Annotated in this window: 28 protein-coding genes; 9 read left to right on the top strand and 19 right to left on the bottom strand. The window is 47.1% G+C overall.

The window, feature by feature from the left end; all coding sequences use genetic code 11:
* Positions 1-96 precede the first annotated feature (96 nt).
* The 4 genes from licT to KNO90_RS11165 form a co-directional block, all read right to left on the bottom strand.
* The gene (licT, locus tag KNO90_RS11180; RefSeq protein ID WP_215113614.1) at positions 97-948 is read right to left on the bottom strand and encodes a BglG family transcription antiterminator LicT; all 852 of its coding nucleotides are present in this window, start codon (positions 946-948) and stop codon (positions 97-99) included.
* A 211-nt stretch (positions 949-1,159) separates the two neighbouring features.
* Positions 1,160-1,903: an AAA family ATPase gene (locus KNO90_RS11175; protein ID WP_214742701.1), complete on the bottom strand. Its 744-nt coding sequence runs from the start codon at positions 1,901-1,903 to the stop codon at positions 1,160-1,162.
* Positions 1,894-3,162, bottom strand: coding sequence for a sensor histidine kinase (locus KNO90_RS11170; RefSeq protein WP_214742543.1), 1,269 nt, complete (start codon positions 3,160-3,162; stop codon positions 1,894-1,896). Before KNO90_RS11170 ends, KNO90_RS11175 begins: the two co-directional genes overlap by 10 nt.
* On the bottom strand, positions 3,159-3,809 hold the full coding sequence (locus KNO90_RS11165) for a response regulator transcription factor (RefSeq protein WP_215113613.1): 651 nt from the start codon (positions 3,807-3,809) through the stop codon (positions 3,159-3,161). Before KNO90_RS11165 ends, KNO90_RS11170 begins: the two co-directional genes overlap by 4 nt.
* A 144-nt stretch (positions 3,810-3,953) precedes the next feature.
* On the opposite strand from KNO90_RS11165, the gene KNO90_RS11160 reads away from it, so the two are divergent.
* Positions 3,954-4,526 carry a hypothetical protein gene (locus tag KNO90_RS11160; RefSeq protein WP_214742541.1) on the top strand — a complete coding sequence of 191 codons (573 nt, stop codon included), beginning with the start codon at positions 3,954-3,956 and terminating at the stop codon, positions 4,524-4,526.
* 33 nt (positions 4,527-4,559) lie between these two features.
* On the opposite strand, the gene KNO90_RS11155 is transcribed toward KNO90_RS11160, so the two are convergent.
* Both KNO90_RS11155 and KNO90_RS11150 read right to left on the bottom strand, forming a co-directional pair.
* Complete coding sequence (locus tag KNO90_RS11155) at positions 4,560-5,267, bottom strand: hypothetical protein (protein WP_214742540.1); 708 nt, start codon at positions 5,265-5,267, stop codon at positions 4,560-4,562.
* 63 nt (positions 5,268-5,330) lie between these two features.
* Entirely contained in the window at positions 5,331-7,247 is a 1,917-nt protein-coding gene (locus tag KNO90_RS11150; RefSeq protein ID WP_215113612.1) for an endonuclease MutS2, read from the bottom strand.
* Between the two features lie 458 nt (positions 7,248-7,705).
* On the opposite strand from KNO90_RS11150, the gene KNO90_RS11145 reads away from it, so the two are divergent.
* Genes KNO90_RS11145 through nagE form a run of 3 tightly spaced genes read left to right on the top strand, consistent with a single transcriptional unit; the run spans position 7,706 to position 10,550 of the window.
* Complete coding sequence (locus tag KNO90_RS11145) at positions 7,706-8,194, top strand: PTS sugar transporter subunit IIA (RefSeq protein WP_214742538.1); 489 nt, start codon at positions 7,706-7,708, stop codon at positions 8,192-8,194.
* 20 nt (positions 8,195-8,214) lie between these two features.
* Entirely contained in the window at positions 8,215-9,057 is an 843-nt protein-coding gene (locus KNO90_RS11140) for a PRD domain-containing protein (RefSeq protein WP_251127446.1), read from the top strand.
* Positions 9,058-9,059: 2 nt separating this feature from the next.
* Entirely contained in the window at positions 9,060-10,550 is a 1,491-nt protein-coding gene (nagE, locus tag KNO90_RS11135; RefSeq protein ID WP_214742537.1) for an N-acetylglucosamine-specific PTS transporter subunit IIBC, read from the top strand.
* Positions 10,551-10,565: 15 nt separating this feature from the next.
* On the opposite strand, the gene KNO90_RS11130 is transcribed toward nagE, so the two are convergent.
* The 3 genes from KNO90_RS11130 to KNO90_RS11120 form a co-directional block, all read right to left on the bottom strand.
* Positions 10,566-10,769 (bottom strand): hypothetical protein, encoded by a 204-nt coding sequence (locus KNO90_RS11130; RefSeq protein ID WP_214742536.1) that lies wholly within the window; start codon positions 10,767-10,769, stop codon positions 10,566-10,568.
* Between the two features lie 69 nt (positions 10,770-10,838).
* Entirely contained in the window at positions 10,839-11,726 is an 888-nt protein-coding gene (gene htpX / locus KNO90_RS11125; protein ID WP_215113611.1) for a zinc metalloprotease HtpX, read from the bottom strand.
* Positions 11,727-11,744: 18 nt separating this feature from the next.
* Complete coding sequence (locus tag KNO90_RS11120; RefSeq protein WP_353047833.1) at positions 11,745-12,296, bottom strand: LemA family protein; 552 nt, start codon at positions 12,294-12,296, stop codon at positions 11,745-11,747.
* 125 nt (positions 12,297-12,421) lie between these two features.
* Here KNO90_RS11120 and KNO90_RS11115 point away from each other — a divergent pair, with 125 nt between their 5' ends.
* Positions 12,422-13,606 carry an amidohydrolase gene (locus tag KNO90_RS11115; RefSeq protein ID WP_215113610.1) on the top strand — a complete coding sequence of 395 codons (1,185 nt, stop codon included), beginning with the start codon at positions 12,422-12,424 and terminating at the stop codon, positions 13,604-13,606.
* Between the two features lie 9 nt (positions 13,607-13,615).
* On the opposite strand, the gene KNO90_RS11110 is transcribed toward KNO90_RS11115, so the two are convergent.
* From KNO90_RS11110 to KNO90_RS11080, 7 genes are all read right to left on the bottom strand, one after another.
* On the bottom strand, positions 13,616-14,944 hold the full coding sequence (locus KNO90_RS11110) for a hemolysin family protein (RefSeq protein WP_214742534.1): 1,329 nt from the start codon (positions 14,942-14,944) through the stop codon (positions 13,616-13,618).
* A 90-nt stretch (positions 14,945-15,034) separates the two neighbouring features.
* On the bottom strand, positions 15,035-15,508 hold the full coding sequence (locus KNO90_RS11105) for a DMT family transporter (protein WP_215113609.1): 474 nt from the start codon (positions 15,506-15,508) through the stop codon (positions 15,035-15,037).
* Positions 15,509-15,519: 11 nt separating this feature from the next.
* Positions 15,520-16,194 (bottom strand): Crp/Fnr family transcriptional regulator, encoded by a 675-nt coding sequence (locus KNO90_RS11100; RefSeq protein ID WP_214742532.1) that lies wholly within the window; start codon positions 16,192-16,194, stop codon positions 15,520-15,522.
* A 14-nt stretch (positions 16,195-16,208) separates the two neighbouring features.
* Positions 16,209-16,634 (bottom strand): DMT family transporter, encoded by a 426-nt coding sequence (locus KNO90_RS11095; protein ID WP_214742531.1) that lies wholly within the window; start codon positions 16,632-16,634, stop codon positions 16,209-16,211.
* A gap of 107 nt (positions 16,635-16,741) precedes the next feature.
* Entirely contained in the window at positions 16,742-17,401 is a 660-nt protein-coding gene (locus KNO90_RS11090; protein WP_215113608.1) for a type 1 glutamine amidotransferase domain-containing protein, read from the bottom strand.
* Between the two features lie 309 nt (positions 17,402-17,710).
* The gene (locus tag KNO90_RS11085; protein ID WP_214742529.1) at positions 17,711-18,178 is read right to left on the bottom strand and encodes a hypothetical protein; all 468 of its coding nucleotides are present in this window, start codon (positions 18,176-18,178) and stop codon (positions 17,711-17,713) included.
* Positions 18,179-18,233: 55 nt separating this feature from the next.
* The gene (locus KNO90_RS11080; RefSeq protein ID WP_074036747.1) at positions 18,234-18,452 is read right to left on the bottom strand and encodes a hypothetical protein; all 219 of its coding nucleotides are present in this window, start codon (positions 18,450-18,452) and stop codon (positions 18,234-18,236) included.
* 173 nt (positions 18,453-18,625) lie between these two features.
* Here KNO90_RS11080 and KNO90_RS11075 point away from each other — a divergent pair, with 173 nt between their 5' ends.
* Both KNO90_RS11075 and KNO90_RS11070 read left to right on the top strand, forming a co-directional pair.
* A complete protein-coding gene (locus KNO90_RS11075; RefSeq protein WP_214742528.1) occupies positions 18,626-19,465 on the top strand; it encodes a M15 family metallopeptidase in 840 nt (279 codons plus the stop codon).
* Between the two features lie 76 nt (positions 19,466-19,541).
* A complete protein-coding gene (locus KNO90_RS11070; protein ID WP_214742527.1) occupies positions 19,542-19,880 on the top strand; it encodes an antibiotic biosynthesis monooxygenase in 339 nt (112 codons plus the stop codon).
* Here KNO90_RS11070 and KNO90_RS11065 read toward each other — a convergent pair.
* Positions 19,860-20,561: a CBS domain-containing protein gene (locus KNO90_RS11065; RefSeq protein WP_215113607.1), complete on the bottom strand. Its 702-nt coding sequence runs from the start codon at positions 20,559-20,561 to the stop codon at positions 19,860-19,862. The two genes, KNO90_RS11070 and KNO90_RS11065, sit on opposite strands and share 21 nt — an antisense overlap.
* A 114-nt stretch (positions 20,562-20,675) precedes the next feature.
* Here KNO90_RS11065 and KNO90_RS11060 point away from each other — a divergent pair, with 114 nt between their 5' ends.
* Complete coding sequence (locus tag KNO90_RS11060) at positions 20,676-21,407, top strand: AzlC family ABC transporter permease (protein ID WP_214742525.1); 732 nt, start codon at positions 20,676-20,678, stop codon at positions 21,405-21,407.
* A complete protein-coding gene (locus KNO90_RS11055; RefSeq protein ID WP_214742524.1) occupies positions 21,404-21,703 on the top strand; it encodes an AzlD domain-containing protein in 300 nt (99 codons plus the stop codon). The genes KNO90_RS11060 and KNO90_RS11055 overlap by 4 nt, the downstream gene beginning before the upstream one ends.
* Before the next feature lie 33 nt (positions 21,704-21,736).
* On the opposite strand, the gene KNO90_RS11050 is transcribed toward KNO90_RS11055, so the two are convergent.
* Together KNO90_RS11050 and KNO90_RS11045 are read right to left on the bottom strand one after the other, a co-directional pair.
* Positions 21,737-23,215, bottom strand: coding sequence for an HD-GYP domain-containing protein (locus tag KNO90_RS11050; RefSeq protein ID WP_215113606.1), 1,479 nt, complete (start codon positions 23,213-23,215; stop codon positions 21,737-21,739).
* Between the two features lie 103 nt (positions 23,216-23,318).
* Positions 23,319-25,070 (bottom strand): mechanosensitive ion channel, encoded by a 1,752-nt coding sequence (locus tag KNO90_RS11045; protein WP_214742522.1) that lies wholly within the window; start codon positions 25,068-25,070, stop codon positions 23,319-23,321.
* Positions 25,071-25,209: the final 139 nt, after the last annotated feature.

Genomic DNA, 25,209 nt, shown 5'->3' with positions numbered 1-25,209 from the left:
CACTCCTCATCATTCTGAATAAAAAGAAAAACCTAAATCACCACACAACAGGTTGTGTAGTCATTTAGGTTTGGCCTGCATCATCAGTAACCATCCTTAGGATCGTCGCTCTTTCATTAAGTTTTCGATGTGAATCATCATGTATAATCGTTCGTCCATCGACACGTCATAATGATATTTCGTCGCAATCAACCCGGCGATTTTTTCGACGCATTCAAACGCTTCCGGATATCGCTGTTTTACCATGAGAAATAAGGTTTCGTCACCCGTGGACTTGACCTTTTCTCCCGATGCGAGGCGCTGCACAAAATATTTCAAGTGGGTCAGGAATCGAGAATAGGCGTATGATTCTTCGTCCAATTCAATTTGAAAATGATACGTAATAATCGTCAAAATGGCTTGGGTAGCCCTTGTCATTTCCGTGACGAGATGCAAGTTTTCGGCTTTTACACCCGACATCGTTGCATTGACGAGGTGCAAGGCGATCGCAACGGCCTCGTCCTCATCTAACGTGACCTCATGTTGCTCATTGATCAGTTTTACTGCTTCTTTTCCAATGGCGAACTCTGGCGCATAAAACCGTTTCACTTCCCAAACGAGAGGATTTCGAATCTGGATTCCATCCCGATACCGACTGAGTGCAAAATGAAGGTGGTCCGCTAGTGTCACATAGAGCGAATCATGGATTGGTTGATTCAATCGTTGTTCGGCCAACCTGACAATCTGTTTCACGGTCTCCATCTCAGCTGTCGGCATTTCATTTAAAAAGTGCACGAAACGTTCATAACTCTCTTTACTCTCGAGCGTAAAGATTTTTTCGATTCGCGTCTGATCAATCGCATCGCCCGGTCGTTTTTGAAACGCAATTCCACGTCCCATCACGACTTGTTCTTGACCGTTCGCATCAATCGCTACAACGTTATTATTGAACACTTTTGAAATCTGCATGGTTTCCTCACCTCACTCTCATTCCACTGAACTGAAAAGAAAAAAACCTAAATTCACACCAGTATCCAATATGGAGTCGTGGCGTCAATTTAGGTTTTGCCTGCATCACCAGTAACAATCCCAAAGTGGATTTTCTTCTTTTCGATATAAGCATACTCCCTAGAAATCTTGACGTCAACACAAAAAGTAAACCGCTTACATCGTGACCGTTTTACTCTTCAAATAAGATTCGCTGCATCCGCTCTGGCGCATCCAAATAGTCTCGCATCACACGTACATGTTCGAGGTCGTCAAACGACGTCGGAGTAAGTCCCGTCTCAACTTGTAAAATCATCGCACCTGGATACGACATCAAGATCGGTGAGTGGCTCGCGATGATGAATTGACTGCCGGACTGGACAAGTTCATGCATGCGTGCGAGCATCGTCAGTTGACGCATCGGTGACAATGCGGCTTCCGGCTCATCTAAAATATAAAGACCTGACCCACGGAATCGATGCAACATGAGGGAAAGAAACGCTTCCCCGTGAGACTGTTCGTGAAGGGAACGTCCTCCGTATGCTTCATAGAACCGCTCCATGTCAGGTCCAAGTTTCGCCATCTCATCTACGTAACTCGACAACTGATATGCCGTCTCCGCACGTAAGAAAAATCCGTCTTTCGGACGATACGGTCCTCGAATCGGGCGTAGCGCTTCATACAAAGAACTATGCGTTGACTCCGTTTCGAATTGGAAGGAAGGTGCTCCGCCTTCTGGGTTGAATCCAGCCGCGACCGCCATCCCCTCAATCAACGTCGACTTTCCACTCCCGTTCTCTCCAACGAGAAACGTGACCGGATGATGAAACGTCAGTTCATCGAGTGTCTGAAAGATGGGTAACGAGTACGGATAACCCGTTGATTGGATGCGGTCTTTCTCTAACCGCACTCCTCGTAAAAATAAAGTCATGTCCATCCGATCCAAAACGTCGCCCCCTTATCTGAATCGACTCCATATGAAAGTCCTTGTGCATCAAGAAGTAGTTTCGTGATGGCGAGACCTAAACCATGTCCGTTAGAGCGGTCCCCTTTCACATACATACCCCAAATGGAAGATTGGACGGCAGGGTCAATCCCTTCCCCTTCGTCTATCACGTCTAGTCGATTCGGTGTCAGTTTGATGGTAATGCGTCCCCCAATCGGGCTCGCCTCATACGCATTTCTCAAGAAGTTCGAAAGAACCCGTTCCATCGCTAGTCGATCGGCTTGTATCGTCACAGGTTCTAATTGTAAATCGAGCGTCACGTCTTTTTGTCGGAACCACTCGGACATGCGTGGCGTCAATCGACGAACCAATTCATCGAGTTGAATCGATTCCATTTCAAGCGGAATGGAACCTGCGGACAATTTGGAGTATTCAAGCATCTGATTGACGAGTCGGTCGATTCGGTCGACTTCCTCGGTAATACTTTTTCCGGTCGCTTCAATCTCTTTGTCGTTTACAACGCCAAGCTCTAATAGTTCCGCCTCATTTCGAACGATGGCGAGCGGTGTACGCACATCATGCGTCACGCCAGAGATGAACGATTTTTGAAGCGCTTCTTTTTCTTGAAGTGATGCGTTCATTTGTCCGATGGTAACAGTCAAATCCCCAATCTCATCGTTCGTCACATTCGGTAGAGTGATGTCGTGTCGTCCCTCCATAATTGATGCGGTCGCTTGTTTCAACTCGACGAGCGGTCGCGTGAGTCGACGACTCATCCAAAACGTGACAGCGATGGCGACCAGCAGGGCCAGAATAAATCCGCCCGCTAAGATGAGGTAGATTTGTTGGAATTGTGGATTCGAGAACGGAACGGGGCTATAGGTCACAATTTGAATGTCCCCTTCTTCTTGTAAATATGTCAAAAAGCGAGTTCCGTTCACACTCACTTCATCTTGAATCGCTAAATCATTCGGATTAAGGGTGACGAGCGGCATGCGATGCATCCGTCCACCTCGTTCGAACTCAATACGCTGCCCGTTTTGGAATATCAGCACGTCAAGCTGCCCCGGGATTCCACGCCCCTCTTGAATGGCTTCATACACAATCGCTGCCTCTCGCTCCAATTGTGTGTATGTTTCCTCTTCTGCGAAACGTCCGATTAAGAGAGAGGTGAGACCAAATGTTAAAAGGGCCATCACGGCAAGCGGTAGAATGGCCGTCCAAAGTAACTTCTTCATTAATCGATTCATGACAGTCCCTCTAATCGATAACCGACCCGGTGAACTGTCTTCAGCCGCTCTTTTAATGTTGGTGATTTATCACGCAATTGTTTAATATGCGTGTCGACCGTACGTGTATCTCCGACAAATGCGTAATCCCACACATCATCGAGCAAACGGTTTCGGTCTAACGCCTCCCCGACATGCTTCCAAAGATATAACAGCAATTCATACTCCTTGTTCGTCAAACGAAGAGGATGACCATTTTCTTGCACCATTCTCGATTTGATGTCGATGGTGAGTGCGCCGAACTGAATCACATCTGTCTGTTTGACGAGACGCTTTAACCGAATCTCCAACTCTTTCAGGACGATCGGTTTGACCAAGTAGTCATCCGCTCCAAGTTCCAATCCAAATACACGATCATCTGCCTCACCACGAGCCGTCGTCAGGATAATTGCAGGAGCAGGCTGTTGCGCTTTTAACGTTGGAATCAAGGTCCATCCTTCTCCATCAGGAAGACGGACGTCGAGTAAAACTGCATCAAAGCGCTGGTGTAACTGTCGCTTCGCTTCTCCAAGGGTCATCGCCACGGTCACATCAAACCCTGCATATGTTAAAAAGCGGGACATGCCGTCCGCAAGTTTCTGTTCATCTTCCACAACGAGTATGTTCATCTCATATCGCCTCCACATCCATTATATCGTACCCATCAATCGTCCCACCGTTTCCCAAAGACAATTTGCAGAAATCTTGCAACTCCCTCACAACTTCCGAAGCCTTCAGTTCTACACTTGAAGTATCAAAAGGAGGAGATACACATGAAATCAAAAAAACTAGCAATCGCCTTAGCCGGTCTTTTGGCTGTATCAGGCACTGGCGTATATGCCGCGACGAATGACACGACAACTGACGAAACGACAACGACAGAATCCACACAATGTGATCGTGGTGAAAAAGGACCCGGTATGTTCGGGGACCGAGAAGCGGGTCATGCCGCTCTCATCGAAGCGCTCGGTTTAACGGAAGAAGAAGTGGATGCGGCTCGTGAAAACGGGCAATCTCTCCCTGAACTCGCAGAAGAAAAAGGAATTTCCATTGAAGCGTTCATCGACGCCATCATGACGTCGCATGAAGAAAAACTCGCGACTGCTGTGGAGGAAGGAAATTTAACGCAAGAAGAAGCGGATCAAATCCTTGCTGACCATGAAGAGCGTTTTGCCGATGTGACAAGTTACGATGACTTAGAAGATGCTCGCGGTATGCGTGGTGGACGTGAAGGTGGTCGCCATGGACATGGGCACGGTCCACATCATGACGATTCATCTTCTTCAGATGAGGATGCTTCAACAGAGAGCGACAGCAACGTAGAAAATCAAAGCAACAGCTTATAAGTCAAAAGGCAGTCACTCGAGGTGGCTGCCTTTTCATATGACGAGTAACAACAACGCATAACCTAATAACCCAACCAAAAATGCACCGAAACTACTTTCTCGTTCAGCAGGTAACTCCTCTTTCATGACATTCAAGATGACACCTCCTGCTAAAAAAGCGACAACAATCGATAATCCGAGATCATTCACTTCCGCAAAGGTGCCAACTGCCCATCCGATGAGTACAGCAAGTGATAAAAAGATTCGGCCACGCTGATCATAGAGTTGCTGATGATGCTGACGTAACCCTTGATCAACCGTTACAAAGTGTATCCCGAGTGCCACAAAATAGAGGAACATCGTCCCATTCGATTGGAACTCACTTTCTGCGAGCACATAACCGATGCTAAACGTATAAAGCGTGAAGGAACCGATGTGAATCCAAAACACATACGGTTTTTGTTTACGCTTATTGGCCGTTGCGAATCGTTCGAGCCCATAAAAGACAGCCAGTCCTAACATACTGATGATCAAGATATGGTTCTCGAGGGAAGCGAAGATATTATTTCCAATCTCTCCTTCGAGTTCGCGTTGATACTCATTCAACTCGGGCAACAGATGAAGAAACACATAAGCAACGGCAATTCCACCTGCTATCGATAAAAAACGGCTTCTCGGCACTTCATGCACATGAATGAGCTTTCCCGAAAAAAAGTGAATCACCGCAAAACCGAGTGCAAACCAAAAGCTTAAGTCGAACACATAAGTCCCTCCCACATTAAGATTTCTCTCTATGTGCTCTTACCCGTTCGCTGTATGCTACATTCACTTTCGATTCGATTGCTCTTGTTTCTTTCTTTCCCGAATCTCTTTCTCCACTCGTCGTAACGCTTTTTTCGATCCGCGTGCAAAGTCGTGAGCTTCCTTACGTTCTTGATACGTCGTGAACAACGTATCCAAATCATAATCAGCCGGATAGAGTTCCGTCGCGCGCGCCTCCAACCGGACACGGCGACTCGGTAACTCTACATAATCGTCGTTCACGAACACTCGGACATGCCGACGAGATGCATCGAACGCATAGACAAGCCCGACTTGATTCGTCTCTAACAACCGGACACGGTCACCTTTTTCAAAGCGTTCCGCCTCTTCAAGCGGTACCGCTTCGATTTCGCGTGTGATTTTAGAATCATCGACTTTCGTAGTGTCATACGTTTTCTCGTTCATGTAACGGGATGCTTGTTTCAGAATCGCTTCCGGTAACTTCATCTTACGGGCGATAAAGAGGGCGTTGCTGTCGCCAGACTGCCCCATGAGCAGTCGGTATTTCGGTTCGAGCGTTTCCGGGTCGAACTGCATCGCAGCGTTCATGAAATCCGGGTGGGATTCAGAATACGATTTGATTTCTCCGTAATGCGTCGACGCCACAACGATCGCGCCCCGTTTATATGCCGCTTCTAAAATGGCAATCGCAAGAGCGGCCCCTTCGTTCGGTTCCGTCCCGCTTCCGATTTCATCGAATAACAAGAGCGACCGTTTTCCAGCGGTCTGCATGATACTCGCTACGTTGTACATGTGTGCAGAGAACGTACTGAGTGCCGATTCCAAGTCTTGATTATCTCCGATATCGACGAACACCTCATCAAATGTCGAAATGACTGTATCGGTGTGCGCCGGGATATGCAGTCCTGTCATCGTCATCAGACTAAGGAGTCCAATCGTTTTCAAGACGACCGTCTTCCCGCCGGCGTTCGGTCCGGTGATGATCAAGCCACGATAGTCTGTACCGATGGCAAAATCAAGTGGCACAGCGCTTTCTAAGAGCGGATGGCGTACTCGTTTCAATCGGATGTGACCGGTCGCATTGACGTGTGGTGTCACGCCATCGATTGACTGACTGTACTTCCCTTTGGCGAAGACCATATCGTACTGGGCGATGACGTCGAGCGTCGATTCGATGTCAGGAAGAACTTCTGTCACCGCTCCCGTCAACGTCGCTAGTACTTGATACACCTCTACCGCTTCTTCCGTACGCTTGACGACGAGTTCAGCATTTAACTTCGCAATTGCTTCCGGTTCGATAAAGACCGTCGTCCCTCGATTCGATGTATCCACAATCGTCCCTGCCACTTTATGCTTATAAGAAGCTTTGATTGGAATGGTGAAGCGGTCCTGTTTTTTCGTGACAAATCCGTCTTGGATCATCTCGCGATTGGCCGCGCTCTTTAAAAACTTGGTCAATCGTTCCTCGATTCGTCCTTCTAAAATGTCGACTTGCTTACGAATCCGCTTCAACTCTTTCGATGCTTCATCGACGACCTGTCCGGCTCGAATCGCTTGTGTGATGTCTTCTTCTAATGTCCGCCATTCGCCCATACCGGCAGCATAAGCCGAAAGAAGCGGTGCAAAGAATTCATGTTCGAGCATGAATCGCTTCAACTTGCGCGCCCCTCGTAAAAACTCGGCGACCGCTTCGAGCTCATTTGCTTCGAGTTGGATGCCTCGTTGTAGTTTCCCGATGATCGTTTCCATATCAGATACCCCGATGAATGGAACATGTGACGTCGCATCTAGAATCGCGCGGGCTTCAGACGTTTCCTGTAGACGTTTCTTCACCGTCGCAATATGGCTTGTCGGACGTTGCTGTCTGAGTAATCGTCTTCCGAATCCGCTGATGCAGAATCGCTCTACTTTCGTCATCAATTCGTTGTATTGTAATTTTTCAAATGTTTGTTCGTTCATGTGTCTCTCTCCTCAAATCGTAGAATCGAGATACCGCGCAAACAAAAAAGCGTCGGTCGATGACGACCAACGCAAAAAGACAGACGGGTGTCTGGCAGTTTTTGATGGGCGGTATCTGTAACGGAACATGACGGCATGACAAAAAGACGTGTCATCCGACATTTTTCAGTTCGTTAGGCAGATACAACCTCACTCATCAACATGCAACACCTTTCTTCAATAGATTCGCCCTTACTATACAACAGATTCACCACCTTGTAAAATTTTAGAGAACGCTTTCAAAAAAAGACTTGTGTCTCAAACCGACACATGTTATGTTGAACGTGAAGAAACGAATAGCGATCACATGTGACTGATTCGATCAGGCATGGGGTAAGACGTACGGTGCATGCCACCCGTCTATACTCCATGCCTGTTTTGTTTTTCGGCGTTTTGTTTCAAGAAAGGATGTAGTAGATATGCTATGGAATAAGTTAATGAACCGACACAAACCGACACTGCACTCACCAATGGAAGGAGACGTCATTCCACTCGAACAAGTAGCGGACCCGGTCTTCAGTGAAAAAATGATGGGGGATGGCATTGCCATCACACCAACAGACGGCGCCGTCGTCTCACCGGCTGATGGGGAGATTGTACAAATCGCTCCGACCAAGCACGCCATCGGCATTCGGACCGAGGATGGGGCTGAGATTTTGATACACGTCGGTCTCGATACCGTTGAACTCGAAGGTCGCCCGTTTGATCTTCAAGTAGTTGTGGGTGACCACGTCAAAACGGGACAGCTGTTACTCACAGCAGACTTGGCGCAAATTCATCAGGCTGGTAAAGACACGGTCACGCCAATGGTCGTGACGAATGGTAGCGCACTCGCTCATCATTATGCCTTCACGTTCACGAAAGAAGCTGTTCCGGGCAAGACGGTTGTCGCCCGAGTGGAAGCGTGACTCCGGAATAAGGAGGACACATGATTAAAATCAAAAAGATTCTAAACAACAATGCGGTCATCGTCTCAGACGAGGGTGAAGAAAAGATTGCGATTGGGCCAGGCGTCGCATTTAAAAAAGCGAAAAACGACATCGTGAATCCCCACAAAATTGAAAAACTATTCATCATGCCAGAGAATGACAAGTTCCAACAGTTGTTGAGCAGGATTCCTGTTGAACACTTTACCGTTTCCGAGGATATTATCTCGTATGCGGAAAAACGTCTCGAGACATCGTTCAACGAACATATCCACCTTGTGTTGACCGACCATATCTCGTTTGCCATCGAGCGGGAAATGGATGGCATCTCGTTACGCAACAAACTGTTGAATGAGATTAAAATCCTCTATCGGAATGAGTACGAAATTGGACTATGGGCAATCGAACATATTGCTGAAAAACTGAACGTTCAAATGCCGAAAGACGAAGCCGCGTTCATCGCGCTTCATATCCATACGATGAAAGTGAAAGGAGGTGATTTACGCAAGACGGTCAAACAGACAACGATTGTCCGCGACATGATTCAATCGATTTCACGACGACTCGATGTATCCATTGAAGAAGATGACTTATCCTACCAACGATTATTAACTCATTTACGATTCGTCATGGATCGGGTCAACCATTACGATCATCACACGATTGATGAAGACATGCTTCGCATGATTCAGACGAAATTCACGTCTGCCTATGCGTGCGCATCTGATGTCGCGAAAGAAATGGAAGAGACATATGGCGTCGTCTTGCCCGAGTCAGAACTTGGTTATATTACGCTCCACATTCAACGTCTACAAGATCAACACCATCAAAAAGGAGGAAATTAACAATGATGAACTTTTTCCAACGTCTCGGACGTTCCCTCATGTTACCGGTCGCCGTACTTCCGGCTGCTGCCATTCTCATGGGGATTGGTTATTGGATTGACCCAGTCGGCTGGGGATCTGAAAACATTGCCGCTGCATTCTTAATTAAAGCAGGGGCCGCTATTATCGATAACATTCCAATTCTTTTCGCAGTCGGGGTTGCGCTCGGAATGGCTAAGAACCGCGACGGTTCAGCAGCACTCAGTGGGCTCGTTGCCTTCTTGACGGTCACAACGCTTCTCTCTGCAGGAACGGTTGCGTTATTCCAAGGAATTGACGTCGAAGCCGTTAACCCGGCATTCGGCAAAATCGGGAACGCATTCGTCGGGATTTTATCTGGTCTCGTCGCCGCTTCCATGTACAATCGCTTCAGTCAAGTCAAACTACCGGATGCTCTCGCCTTCTTTAGTGGGAAGCGTCTCGTACCAATCATGACAGCCTTCTCGATGATTCTCGTATCGGTCGCCCTTTACTTCATCTGGCCGGTCGTCTATACAGGTCTCGTCGGATTCGGAGAATCGATTTCAAAACTCGGCGCATTCGGTGCTGGACTTTACGGATTCTTTAACCGTCTCTTGATTCCAACTGGTCTCCACCACGCCCTCAACTCGGTATTTTGGTTCGACGTCGCAGGAATCAACGACATCGGAAACTTCTGGTCAGGTCAAGGTGAAAAAGGTGTGACGGGGATGTACCAAGCAGGTTACTTCCCAATCATGATGTTCGGTCTTCCGGCCGCAGCACTCGCGATGTACCATACAGCGAAAACAAAACGGAAGAAACAAGCGGCTTCGCTTCTTCTCGCAGCGGCATTCGCTTCATTCTTCACAGGGGTAACAGAACCACTCGAGTTCTCATTCATGTTCCTCGCACCTGTTCTTTACCTTGTCCACGCCGTCCTTACAGGAATTTCGCTCTTCGTTGCGGCAACGTTCCAATGGACAGCCGGCTTCGGATTTAGCGCAGGCTTGGTCGACTTTATCTTAAGCTCACGCTTGCCGCTTGCGAACCAACCGTACATGCTCATCGTTCAAGGTCTTGTGTTCGCAGTCATCTACTACGCCATCTTCCGCTTCATGATTGTGAAACTCAACTTGGCGACGCCAGGTCGTGAACCAGATGAAGTTGTCGATGCGGTTGCAAGTGAGACAGCAGACGGTGAAACGAAAGTGGCTCCAGTCGCATCTGCTTCAGGTAGCGAATACTCAGCGATGGCAAATATGATTTATGACGGTCTTGGCGGTGACAGCAACGTCACAGGCATCGAGTCTTGCATCACACGCCTACGCGTCGATGTGAAGGACATGGATACAGTCAACCAAGATCAAATCAAGAAAGCGGGTATCCCAGGAATCAAAGTCGTCAGTCCAAACCACATTCAAGTCATTGTCGGTACAAACGTCCAGTTCGTCCTCGATGAGATTGAAAAAATCCGTAGCCACCGTGTCGGATAAACGTCGAAAGCCACCTCATTCAGGTGGCTTTTCTTGTTTGGCTGCATATTGTTGATAGAATTGAATGAAATAGTAGAGGAAAATCCACGGCAAGATGTATTGCGTCAGCCACATGATGACACGCATCAATTGCCAAATTGGATTATTGAATATCGAACCCGATAAGAAAATGACGACACAGAAGATCAGACCATACCCTATGTATTTCTTTTTACTCAACTTACCCACCTCCTTATTTTCCCAATTCAGTGTAACATAAAGAGCCTACCGCAACGGATAGGCTCTTATTTACATTTGACGAAGTCGGGAAATACGCTCGACCGGATCCGGGTGCGTCGAGAACAGACCGCTCACTTTCTTCTTAAGTGGGTCGGAGAAGTAAAGCGGTGCCGAGGCACTCGACGCTTGCTCGACCGGCGTCTCGACGTTCGCAATCTTCTCAAGCGCTGAAGCGAGCGCATCCGGGTTCCGGGTCAGTTCCGCCCCACTCGCATCTGCCAAGAACTCACGATTCCGTGAAATCGCCATATTGATGAGCATGGCGATAAGCGGTGCTAATACTAACAAGACGAGTCCGATAATCAAAAAGATGGGATTCTGATTCTGATCACGTCGTCCACCACCAATACTTCGGAAAAAGAGCATTCGCGATCCAATATCGCTCATGATGGCGATGACTGACACGAGTGCGAGCGTGACCGTTGAGAGTCGTACATCATAATTTTTAATGTGTGCGACCTCATGCGCGATGACACCCTCTACTTCTTCTCGTGAGAGTCGTTCTAATAGTCCTGTCGTGACGGCGACGGCTGCCTTTTCCGGTTTCAGTCCGGTCGCAAAGGCGTTCGGGGACGGGTCGTTGATGATAAAGATACGAGGCATCGGTACTCGCGCGACCATTGCCATGTTTTCGACCGTATGCCATAAAAAACGATGCTCTTCCACCGAAGTCACTTCTTGCGCCCGATTCATCTTCATGACGATGTTCGTGCTCGACATGATCACGATGCCAACATAAAACAACGAGAAGACGGGTGTGAAAATCAATCCTGGGAGTGCGTCCCCATAATTGACATAGGAAATGGCCGCTCCGACAAGAAGGACAAACAAGACAAATCCTGTGACGATGAAGACCGTCTTGATTTTATTCTTACGAATTTGTTCATAGAGGAGCATAGCTGCCACCTCGATTCATCAAAACGAGACGCGAACGTTCTCGCGCTCTTCGGCACGAGCCTCGAGCATATCGCGCTTTTCGAAATGATGGACGGAAGCGATGATGTTCGTTGGGACCGATTCGATTTTCGTATTATATTTCATGACCGTATTGTTATAGAGTTGGCGCGAGTACGCCACCTTATTTTCCGTCTGTGTCAATTCTTCCTGTAACATCTTAAAGTTCTCGTTCGCCTTCAAATCCGGGTACGCTTCACGAAGCGCGAACAAATTTTTTAATGCTCCGCTCAGTTGATCGTTCACCGCCATCTGATCCTGACGATTCGACTTTTCTCCGAGCTGATTTCTAAGCTCGACGACCTTCGCAAGCGTTTCTTGTTCGTGTTTCGCATAGCCCTTTACCGTTTCAACCAGGTTTGGAATCAAATCATACCGCCGCTTCAATTGCACATCGATTTGAGCCCATGCCTCATCGACCCAATTTCGATATTTGACGAGCCCGTTGTACATTGAAAAATAGATGAGTACGAGCACGACAACCGCTACAATCGCAATAATCCACCCCATGATAGCACCTCATTTCTTCAGTTTCTCCTGTATTAATTCCCTTTACTCGTATAAGATAAGCTTAACTTTCATAAAAAACTGTAAATGAATTCAATTCTTGACGCGAGGGTCACAAAGGAGTGTACGCAATGGTTGTCACGAATGCCGAAATACGTTTGACTGAGTTGTTCGAAGAGATGGTGTCGCTAAGACGTCATTTTCATCAGTATCCAGAACTATCTTTCCAAGAAGTCGAGACACCGAAGATGATCGCTTCTTATCTCCGTGAACTTGGAATCGAAGTACGTGAGCACGTTGGCGGTAATGGGGTCGTCGGTCGAATCAAAGGCGGGGATGGTCCGACCATTGCGTTACGTGCTGATTTTGATGCGCTTCCCATTCAAGATCTGAAGGACGTTCCCTATCGTTCAAAAGTGAACGGTGTGATGCATGCTTGTGGACATGATGCCCATACGGCGACACTCCTCGTTCTTGCAAAAGTACTGACCGAGATGCCTCTTCCTGGAGATGTCGTATTGATTCATCAATTTGCTGAGGAATTGGCTCCAGGTGGTGCCAAACCGATGATTGAAGACGGTTGTCTCGACAACGTGGATTATATATACGGTGCGCACATCTGGACGCCACTCCCGTTCGGAACGATCGGTGTAAAAGCTGGACCTGTCATGGCTGCGGCTGATCGCTTTGAATTGACTATTACAGGAAAGGGCGGACACGGCGCGATTCCTCAACATACGGTCGATGCCCTTATGGTCGCTGTGAACGTGGCGAATCATCTCCAACAGGTGGTCAGCCGCCGAGTCGATCCGCTTGAACCTGCCGTGTTGACCATCGGGACGCTCCACTCCGGACAAGCGTTCAACGTCATTGCCGAAGAAGCGAGATTATCTGGTACCGTGCGTACATTCACTCGGGAGATACAAGAAAAAATCATCTCTGATATGGAACGGATCATCCGTTCCGTCTGTGAGGCGAGTGATGCCGATTATGAATTGGAGTATATAAAAGGATATCCGGCTGTCATCAATCATATGAGGGAAACAGAACTCGTTCGCGAGAGCGCACTTGACGTCGTCGGCGCAGACGGTGTCATTGAGATGGCACCGCTCATGGTCGGAGAAGACTTTGCGTATTATATGGAACATGTTCCAGGTAGTTTTTTCTTCACAGGGGCAGGGAATCCCGAGCTCTCCGCAATCTTCCCTCATCATCATCCTCGCTTCGATGTGGATGAACGGGCGATGTTGCACACGGCTCACGTCTTGTTAGGCGCGTTACAACGAACATGGATGACATACAAAAAAGAGGGCTGATGCGATGCATCAGTCCTCTTCTGTGATTGGTTCTTGTAGCTCTGAGACAAGAACCTGGTCGACACGCTTCCCGTCCATATCTACGACTTCAAAGCGAAGTCCGTACGCTTCAACCACATCGCCCCGTTTCGGAAAATCGCCCAGTGCATAAATGACGAGTCCTGCGAGCGTATGATAGGAGTTACGTCCTTCGTCGAATCGGTCATCCCGAATCTCGAACGTTCGTTTCAAATCCTCGATTCCGAGCAATCCATCCGCTAAATATGATCCATCTTCACGACGAACCACTTCCGGTGTATCTTCTTCAATCATGACTTCTCCGACGATTTCTTCTAAAATATCGAACAATGTGACCATGCCGAGGAATCCACCATATTCATCTAAGACGAATGCAATTTCGACACCATTTTTCTGCATCATCTGAAGCACTTGACTCGCCTCTCGCTGTTTTGGGACGATGAGCGGCTGTTTGATGCGCTTCAAAATCTGTGACGGCTCACGCAACGTCGGTAACGTCAAAATGTCACGTACATCGATGTACCCGACAAAATCGTCAAGCGAATCACGGCCGACCGGCAACTTGTTATGTTTACTTTCATAGATCGATTTCTTCATATCGTCCATGTCATCTTCTAAATCGACCCATTCGAGTGTCGTCCGTGGTTGCATGAGCTCATAAATCAATTGATCATGAAACGCAAAGACCCGTTCAACTTGCCGAACTTCTTCATGGGCAAACTGTCCTTGCTGTGCGCCTTCAAACAAGAGTTGTTTGATCTCGAGTTCGGTCTCCCCACTCGTCTGTTCCGCCTTCAATCCAAGTAGCTTGAATAAGAAAAGCGTCGATTTCGATAAAATCCAAATGAACGGGCGCATCACCTTACTGAATAGATCGAGCGAGGGAATAATCGCCATCGTGACTTTTTCAGGCGAGACGAGCGCGATCCGTTTCGGGACCAATTCACCAATAATCAAGGATAGATATGTGATGATGGTAACAACGGCCACGTAAGCAACGGTTCCGGCATATTGCGTACTCATTCCGGCTTGTTCAAACGCCGATGCGAGCGGTGCCGAGAAGCGCGCGCCCCCGTAGGCCCCGTTAATAATCCCAATCAATGTGATTCCGACTTGAACGGTCGACAACAAATCTGTCGGGTCTTTCGAATAATGAAGCGCAATCTTTGCACTTCGCTTCCCTCGATTTGCTTCAACCTCAAGTTTTGCAGGTTTCGATGAGATGAGCGCAATTTCTGTCATCGCAAAAATCCCGTTCAACACAATCAAAAACAAAACAATCAACAAATCAATCACTATGGAAGAATCCACTTTTTTCATCACCTCAGCTATTTTTAAACCATACTGCTTCATTTTAACAAAAAATCGTTACCAACCTGTACCCGTTTTGCTCGAAAAAATAGCCACTCCTTATGAAGTGGCTTCGTTGACAGCTTGTTTGGCGAGGGCTGCCGTCTGAGACTGTTTAAAGAGAATCACTCCGACGAGCAGGACCGTAAGCCCAACGACTTGTCCAGCTGATAACGTGATTTGAGGCATCCCGAAGGCGCCGTACAAATCGACGACTAATGCCCAAATGAGTTGTGACACGAGAATGAGTGACACGGACAAAGTCGGTCCAAGTAGCTGGATGCTTCGCATGACACAGTACACGACACCGACCCCAAGCAAACCACCGAGCCAATAGATTGGAGACAAGTCACGTAATCCAGCAAGATTTCCTCCAAATAATACTAACGGGATGATGGATCCGACCAAACCAACGATAAAGACCAATACCGTGGTGGCCCAAGCCCCTAAATTTGTATTCATTTTCGCGTTGACCGCCGCCTGTACGCTAATAAATGCCCCAGCCACTGCCGAACAGATGATCCCAAAAATCATATAACCCCTCCTCACTCATAAAACATGCCGTTCGCACGTTCCTTTAATCGCTCACTGTTTAAGATGATCACTTCTTTTCTCGTTCGTTTGACCAATCCTTCATCGACGAATGCCTGTAGCGTTCGGTTCAAGTGACGATAACTCGTCCCAAGCCATTCTGCGACTTCTTTTCGTTTCAGTTGACTCATCTCCGCTTGAAACAGTTCATTCCCGGATTCACTGAGAGAAATCAAGTAACCGGCCAACCGCTCTTCAAGAGTCGACATGAGATGGTTGGATGAAGCGTTCGCCTCAATGAATAATTTTTCGGATACGCCTCGTAACAGATGCTCCGTGAATTCGACCGTTCGATTATATCGTCGAAGCGCCTCGAACGGGATACGCAGACACGTAACGGGACCGACCGCTTCAACCGTATGCAAGACGTTACGCCCGCTCGCATACTCGATATCCCCAATCAGCGTAGGAGCTGCTTTTAGCCGTAATAATCGAAGCTTCCCTTCTTCACTGAGCGTATAAATTTTGACACGCCCTTCAAGGACGACGAATAAAGATTCAATATGCTGATCGTTCGAACATAACATGGTCCCGGACGCATATGTCACCAAAGACGAGGACTCAAGCGTTTCATTCGAAAATAGATGATTCCACTGCAATCGTGTCAGTGCATCCATAACATTCATCATGTAAAGTGAACTCCTTAAGAAAATGTATAAATTCCGATGCCAACGACCATCAAGACGAGTCCCATGACCTGTCCCGTGTTCATCGGTTTCCGTTTGACCCCAAACCAGCCATTCAAATCGATGATAAAGGCTCCTATCAATTGCGCTACAAGCAATACACAGATGGCCCATGTGACCCCTAGTTGTTGAATCGCCGTCAATTCGCCGAATACAACGAATACGCCGAACAATCCTCCTAAACTATAATACCAAGGTACACGCTTGAAGGCTGTCATGTCCGCATCCCGCTTGAAGAAATAAATTGCAAGTGCCAATAAAAGTCCAACGAAGTGAACGATGGTGACCGACATCCATGCCCCGACCGCATCTCCTAATTTCGCATTAAAGATTCCTTGGAGGGCGATGAACGTCCCAGATAAGATGGCAAATAAAATTCCCATGTCATTCCCCTTTCTCTCCGTATGACTTTACGAAAAGGAAGAGGACTTGAATAGGACATATGTCCAAAACAAAAAGCAACTTCGACATTCGAAGTTGCTTCACTCAATTATCCGAGTAATTTGACAAGCTCTTTCCCGACTGCTTCAGAAGACTGCGGGTTTTGTCCTGTGACGAGTCGCTCATCAACCGCCACGTTCACCGCCCAGTTGTCAGCTCCTTTGAACTGCCCACCTTGATTGCGTAGTCCCGTTTCAAGTAAGAACGGTACGGCAGAATCGAGCTGCATTTCTTTTTCTTCTGCATCAGTGAACCCAGTCACTTGTTTATCCTTAACGAGTGGCTCATCATTGCTGAGCTTCACATTCACCAAACCAATTGGTCCATGGCAAACTGCTCCAACAATATTCCCACTCTCACATACGTCACGAACGACACGTTGTAACGTTTCATTTCCTGGGAAATCAACGACTGTTCCATGACCACCTGGTAAAAAGACAGCATCGTACGACTCGTCTGCCACTTGATCGAGTCGGGCCGTATCTTTGAGCAACTCACGAGTATTTAAAATCTCTTCGGACAAATCATCTTCTAAACTATTCGCATCGATTGGCACGTCTCCACCTTCGATACTTGCGACCGTCACCTTGTATCCTTCTTTTTCGAATAACAAGTAAGGTACGGCAAACTCCTCAAGCCAAAGTCCCGTTGCATGACCGTTTGATAATTGATTCGCTGACGTTGTGACAATCAGTACATGTTTCGACATACTCAATTCCTCCTTAAAAAATCAACATACGATTCTACTGTTCCCGATTCATCACCCGTTAAACCCGCTGACCTGTGATTGAGCGATGAGCTGCTTCTTTTTTTAACCTGGTGATTTATTCATCCTACTCTCTTTTAAGAGGCTGACTATACTAAGAACGAATCAATATTCAGTTTTATGAAGGAGACGTTCAGTATGACGAAACGAATGAACGACTGGGGATTTCTCATCGTCGTCGGCATCATCCTCCTCTTGCTTTTGTTCGGCCAGATCCAACTTCTGATGCACTAAAAAACAGCAGGAGAACGCTCATTCGGGTTCTTCTTGCTGCTTTTGAAATGGCATGAATGAAAGTAAGATACCAATCCCCATACAGCTAACGGTCAAAAAGAAGAACGTCAACTGATTCATGTAAATGATATTTGTGAATTGATTCCATCCTTCTGCGAAAGACTCATTCGTGGATACCCGAATTCCTTCTCGAAGTGACGCCGCTTGCGATTGATTCGTTACCCAGGCAATCCCAGCCATGATGAGACTACCGATTGCTAGTCCAATCTTTCCAAATAGTCGAACAGAAGCGACAACTCGAAGCGTTAACCGGACAGTGATCCACATGAATAGAAGAACAAATGGCCACCCAATCAAGAGCACAATCCAATATACATTCCCCTCACTCGGTGCTTCTGAATAAGGTTGCGTCATCACTTCGCCAAGTTTAAAGATCCCGAACGTGATCAACGTCACGATGAACCATGCTTTTATTAATTTTTCCATCTCAACACCTCGTCCTTAGTATAGCAAAAACACCGTATGCGTCCGCATACAGTGTTTAGTCTTTTGGTCGGACGACATAGTAAATCAAAATGACAAGCCATGTCCAAACTCCTGTGAAAATTCCGATAATCCCGACGATGAAAAAGCCAAGTGGAATCATCGATTTTGTCCGGTTATAATCCTTCCACATATTCGATAGCCCTTTAATATTAAAGTATAAAAAGGCAAAGAATAGGACGAGCAACAACAGTGGTAATCCAAATAAGACTTCCATTCGCTCACTCCTTTCTACGTTCTCATTCGTTATCTTTATTGTAACGGATTCCGTGCCCACCTTCATCGGGCCCTAGCCGTATCCTCTTCCCACCTGCAGATGGATAAAACATGTGCAGTCTCTCAGAAAACAGGGAAAAGGAGAATTATCCAATCCTTGAGGAGGCGTTCGCTATGAAGTCCCTGCGTGTCTTGATTATTTGTTTGCTATTGTTCCAAGTATCGCCGGTGATAGCGGCGTCCTCATCTCCACAACCAGGTTACACGATTAAAACGACATATTTATACGGTCGGGCCATGCAGTCTTCTCCCGTCCTCAAAACGTTACGCACGAACGTCCCGGTTCGCTACGCGACCTATAACCGAAGTTGGTCGAACGTCTATATCGGGAATACAAAGTACTTCACTCCCTCTGCCAATCTGAAAGCTGGTATTCCGAAGATGCCATCTGCCGATCGTTTACGACTGGTCAACAAGTCACATGGGCTTCCTTCAACTTATCGTTCCCCTCAACTCGTCACATTAACCATCCCAACCGTTTATCAAAAGGGAAGTGAACGTACTCTGATGACGGCAGAGGCTGCTTATGCTTTGGCGAAATTGTACTACGCCGGTCGAAAACAAGGGTATACGCTATATGCCCTGAGCGCTTATCGATCATATGCGACCCAAAAGTCACTCTATACCTACTACGTCAACACACGTGGAGTCTCTTATGCCTCAAAATATGTAGCCATCCCCGGACACAGCGAACATCAAACAGGTCTAGCCGTCGACATGACCAGTCAACGAATGCGCTTAGGATTATACGCATCCTTCGATCAATCACCGGAAGGGAAGTGGATGATACAAAACGCACATTCCTATGGCTTCATCATTCGTTATCCAAAAGGAAAAGAGAAGATTACGGGATACAACTATGAACCATGGCACTTACGGTATGTCGGTGTGAACGAAGCAACGACCATGAAACAAAACAACTGGACGTTTGAAGAGTGGTGGAATAAACATTGAATGAGCATCCTTTTTCAGGCAATTCCCCGTTCACGTTATAATGAAGTCATCTTATTCATTTAGGGGGAACTGCGGAATGTGGATTGTCATGAATAAACTAGATGTTGAAAAAGGAAAAACCGACGTGGTCAAAGCGCGTTTTGAGACAACGAAAGGAATCGAAGCGATGGACGGCTTTGTTCGCATGCAAGTGTTGACGGATACGTCTGATGCAGCGATGGACCATGTCGTCATCATGACCACGTGGCGTGACGCGGCAAGTTTTGAAAACTGGCGCGACAGCAACGCCTACAAACATGCCCATAAGAAACGTGATGACGGGACGTCAGAAGTGAAGCCGATTGTTCTCGGTAATACGGTTACCCAATACGAGGTCGCCATTGAACATCTCGCCTCAACGGAGCGCGTTCAATAAATCTTGAGGACGGATGATGCCAAGTAGTGGCTCGTCTGGATTTCCGGTCTCTGTGATGAGCAGGGCATCGTATCGTGCGCCCTCTTTCATTTGAGTGAAGCAGTGCTGCGCCTCGATGACCGTCGCATCCTTGCGAATGAATCGATATCGGTGCATGTGTGGATCGTGGTGGAGCACGTGTTTCACCCGAACGCCTTTGAGTGACAAGTTGGTCCCGTCGATTGTCTCGGCTAACCAACTCGTCACTCCTTTTTTCGTCAATAGCCCACGCCACGAACCATTTTCGTGATATACCGGGAATTGCGAATAATTTTTATCTCGAATCTCCCGGAGTACTTCCGTCAAGAAATCTTCTGACTGAAACGTCACCACCGATTTCGCAAACGTAGGGATGACGAGACGTGGATGAAGCAGTTCACGCTCCACCTCTAAAATCAATTCAACGAGCGACTCGTGGGGTTCCGCGATAATGAAATCGGGTTCACGCCGCTCATGAACAATAGCATTTCGAAGTTGACTCATTTGATGTAAATCTTCTTTATAGCGATCGATGATTGGATTTTGTTTTGCGAGACGATTCACCATGTTGCTAAAACTGAAATGCTGGCCATCTCCCATCTCTCGACTCAAGTAATCCTCGATTCGATGATAGGACGCCAAAAATTCTTCCGCACGACTCATGTCATCAACCTCCTTAACGATACATGTATACCCTCTTTTTTGTCGTTTGAGCAGGAAACCAATCTTTCATCCCGAATGACATAGAAATCATCTTGATCATCGAGGAGGGCTGTTATGGTAACTTCTATACAATCTACACCTTCTAGTTCCCCGCGCCCCACTTTTCGGGCAGGATTACGCGCAGGGATTCCCGTCGCCATCGGATATATCCCGATTGCCATCGCGTTCGGTCTTTTGGCACAATCGTTTCATCTACCAAACGTCATCACCTTATCGATGTCCTTTTTAATCTTTGCCGGTGCGAGTCAATTCATTACCGTACAATTGTTGATGACTGGTTCGATGTATTGGGAGATTATCTTGACCACGTTCATTCTAAACTCTCGTCATTTTTTGATGTCCGCCTCCCTGTCCCAACGAATTGAGAGTACGTCTCGAAAACTATTGGCTGCTATCGCGTTCGGTGTGACGGATGAGACGTTTAGTATCGCCTCGACTCGGAAGGAAGCTAGCTCCGGTATGTTCGTACTCGGGTTGAACACGGTTGCCTTTCTCGCATGGAATGTCGGGACATGGATCGGGGTCTTTCTCGCCTTCGGTCTTCCGAGTTCGTTACAGGCGAGTATGGGAATTGCATTGTATGCGATGTTCATCGGGTTACTCGTCCCATCATTAACGACCCGTCCCGTCTTTGTCGTAGCGAGTTTAGCCGTTAGCATTCAAGCGATGCTCCAGTGGTGGATTACACCGTTTTTCCCGATATCAGACGGAATCCGAATCATCATCGCAACTGTTTTAGCGGCAGGAATCGGTGCTTTGGTATTTAAGGAGGAAGAAGCTACATGATGTCGCTATTTCTACTCGTTTTAGGTCTTGCCCTCGTCACATATCTTCCGCGACTCGTTCCACTACTTTGGTTAAAATCCTTAGTGTTGCCGCCGTACGTGAAACGATTTCTCGCTTTTGTTCCTTACGCCGTGTTAGCCAGCTTGATTTTTCCAGGAGTCTTATCGTCTACACCTACCTTCTCCTCTGCCTTGTTCGGCGGGATGGTTGCCGCCAGTTTGGCACTCCTCCGGGTCAATCTCGTCGTTGTCGTCATGGGTGCTGTCTTTGGGGTATATATCTTTCAAACGATATGATAAAGGAGCGGCACACAAGGTGCCGCTCCTTTTTTATGCCGATATGTCCTGACGGCGAAGTCGGATGAATACGTCTACAAACTCCGCGTCCCATTGTGTCCCACGACCACTTTCCAATATGGAGAGCGCCTTCTCCACAGGCATTCCTGCGCGATAAGGTCGATCTGATGTCATCGCATCATACGCATCGGCAATGGCCATGATCCTTCCGAACAACGGAATGTCGACCTCACTTAAGCGGTCAGGATACCCTTTGCCGTCGATTCGTTCATGATGCGACCGAACCCCTGCTAAAATCGGTTGAAGGGATGCCGGTAAATGAATTTGACTCAATATATGAATGCCAATCGTCGGATGTTCCTGAATTTTCGCAAACTCTTCGTCTGTCAACTTCCCTTCCTTCAACAACACATCATCTCGTATCCCAATTTTTCCGATATCGTGAAGAAGTGCCGATTTGTTGAGTAAATCAACTTGTGCATGAGGTAAGCCAATAGCACGTGCTAGTTCAACCGAGTACATCGCCACACGTTCTGAATGACCGGCCGTGTATGGGTCACGTGCATCGAGGGTTGCCGCAAATAAAATGAAAAGGCTGTCTAAAAGTTGCGCATTCTCTTGTTCCCGAGCGTTCACCGTCTCGACCATTTGGTTGAAGCCCCCGATCAATTGAGCGAACTCATCTAAATAGGGATTTTCGATTTTTTGGAGTTGTCCTGATTCCATCTGTTCGATTCCTGACGTCAAGAGACCAATCGGACGTTTGATATTGTCATAGAGCAAGAAACTGCATAGCACCGCAATCCCGACGATAATGACAAGAATCACGAACGCCCAATTCCAATACGTATCCGTCCGATTCGAAGTCGACAATTGCACACTTGATGCTAACATGAACAACATGATGGGAAAGACACCCGTAATGAGCATGCTGATCAATAATTTAGTTCGGACACTGAATGACCGATATGTTGCATGGATAGGCTGATGATACAGTTCGAAGTGCCTTTCTTTCATGTATATAAGTAACGGCTCAACCGAACGTACTGTCAAAAAGTACTCAATCAAGGCATGTAACACCGCAATCATGACGGCGCCAATGGCAGCGAGACCAATCAAACGATACGGTAAATCAATCCAGCCATTATAAATACAGACGGTCGTCAAACCAATTGACGGGATGGATAATCCAAACAAATGTGGACCTAAAATCCGTTGCATCGTCAAAATAGGAAATCGACTCGCTTGTTCGAATGCCGACGTCAATTCGTCAATCGATGGGGACTCAGTCATAAAAAGCTGTCGTATCGGTCGAATATGGCGATGGTATAAGAGCAGTTCTGAAGAAATCATAATCATTCCCGACCCCAACATGATGCCTAACAGTAGTAAAATCTCTCGAATGGAAAGGTCAAGCGTCTGAAAAATAAAGACACCACCCACTCCAAAGACGGCTAATCCTGAGCCGATGATATAGTTAATCACGAGCGTCCGTTGAAAACGTTCAAACACTTCCCTCACCCCTACACTCTTTTCTTTTACTATCGACCAAACTGACGTCCGAGTTGAACATAAAAAAACGGATCTCCTTGTGGGAGATCCGTTTAAGAATCACTTATGGGCGTAACGGACCATCGTTATCATCAAGTGATCGATTGTCCTGATCCGGAGTGATGTTCTCGTGGAATGGATTCGGTTCTGGTCCCTCCACATGATCAACCGTCGGATTTTGAACATCTCGCTTCATCTCATGCTTCGATTGTTCCGCTTCTTGTTTCGATTGTTCCATACCTTGTTTCGCTTGTTGTTTCGCAGCTTCCGCTTCGCGGCTCATCTGTTCTTTTTCCTGCTCGAGCCCTTCTTTTGACACTTCTGTGTCGTCAATGCGTTGCTCTGCCTTTTTCAAGTAGCGCGCTGCCGTCTCACGACCACCAAGACCAAAGGCAAGACCGAAGGCGAGGGCGACGGCTCCAAGAATAAGAAGGAATGCTGTATTGACAATCATCGGTGCGATGCCGAGCTGACTGATAGCCATGAAGAAGACGAGTCCGAGAATCGCATATTTCGCTACGTAGCGAAGCGCACTAGGTTGTCCTGCTCCATCGACAAGGACACTACCAACCAAGCGTTCGGCCATGTTGGCTAACCAGAAGCCAACTGCCAAGATGATGAGTGCCGCAATGACCATTGGCAAGTAAGCAAAGATGGCTGTCGCCAGGGACGCCATAAATTCGAGATTCGCGACCTGAAGTGCTTCGGATACGAAGAGCAAGATCACGATGACTTGTACAATGACACCGACCACTTGGGCGATTGACATCGAAGACGCACGTTCCCCGAAGCCCATTTTTTGAGCCAACGAATTGACACCTAGGTTCTCAAGGAGCGATACGACGACACCTTTCAACCATCTTGCGACGAACACCCCTACGAGGACGAGTACGATTGCAACGAGAATGTCTGGAATCATGACCAGTACATCATTGAGCATCGCAATGGCCGGTTCCGAGATGCCTCGAATATCGAGCGCCTCAAGAGCTGAAATCGTGACCGGAATCATGATGAAGATGAAGACGATTGTACCGATCGCCTTCGCAAGACTTGATCCCTTCACATAATCAGACAGATGGAATCGCTCTGCCAAGCGATCTAGCCCTGCTGCTTCGAGGAACTTCGTCAAAATGTCGCGGACAATCTTCGCGACGACATAACCGATTGCAAAAATAAGAGCTGCTGCGACAAGTTTCGGAATGAATCCGAGGAAGCTGTTCAACAAGTCTTCGAATGGTCCACTGACCCCACGAAGCCCGAGTGCATCAAGTACAGCAGGTAACGCCAATAAGAGAACGAGATAGAAGACGATGTTCGCGACCGTATCAACCCATTTCGTTTGGTTGACACTTGTCGATTCTTGACCTGTCTTCTCCATCAATTTGCTTAAATTTAAGCGATGTCCCGCCATTTGAATCCCTTTTTTCAAAAGGGTAGCGATGACCCAAGCAACGAGTAAAATCAAGCCTGCTTTGATCACACCGATAATCAATCCGGAGAATCCTTCATAAATCTGACTGAACGGCTCTGTGATTGCAGGAACGTTCATAAATTCAAAGATGATTAGGAATGCGAGGAGTAACACCCCGAAGAACACCACTTTTCCAATAATGCGTTCGGGCGTCCATTTTTCTCCTTTTTCCCCATCCTTTTTGATACCGGCCCGCTCATCGAGTCGTGCCTTCTTCAATGCTTTTCGCGTCACGTTTTCCAATACTTTTGCCAAAATATAACCGACTACGAGAATGACAATTGCCAACAAAAGATCTGGTAGCCATGACATGAACGAATTGAAGTTATATGTCGTATTGTTCATCCAACTTTCCCCCTTTACCGAATTAAATTATGAATTCAACTTACAGTGTTATTCATTACATACCTATATTTCAAAACCATCAAACATGATTGAAAATAACTCTTTCTGAATCATTATTACGATTCGCTGGAATTGGGTA

Source organism: Exiguobacterium sp. s63 (assembly GCF_018617335.1).
GTDB lineage: Bacteria > Bacillota > Bacilli > Exiguobacteriales > Exiguobacteriaceae > Exiguobacterium.
This window is presented reverse-complemented; position numbering and strand designations above follow the sequence as displayed.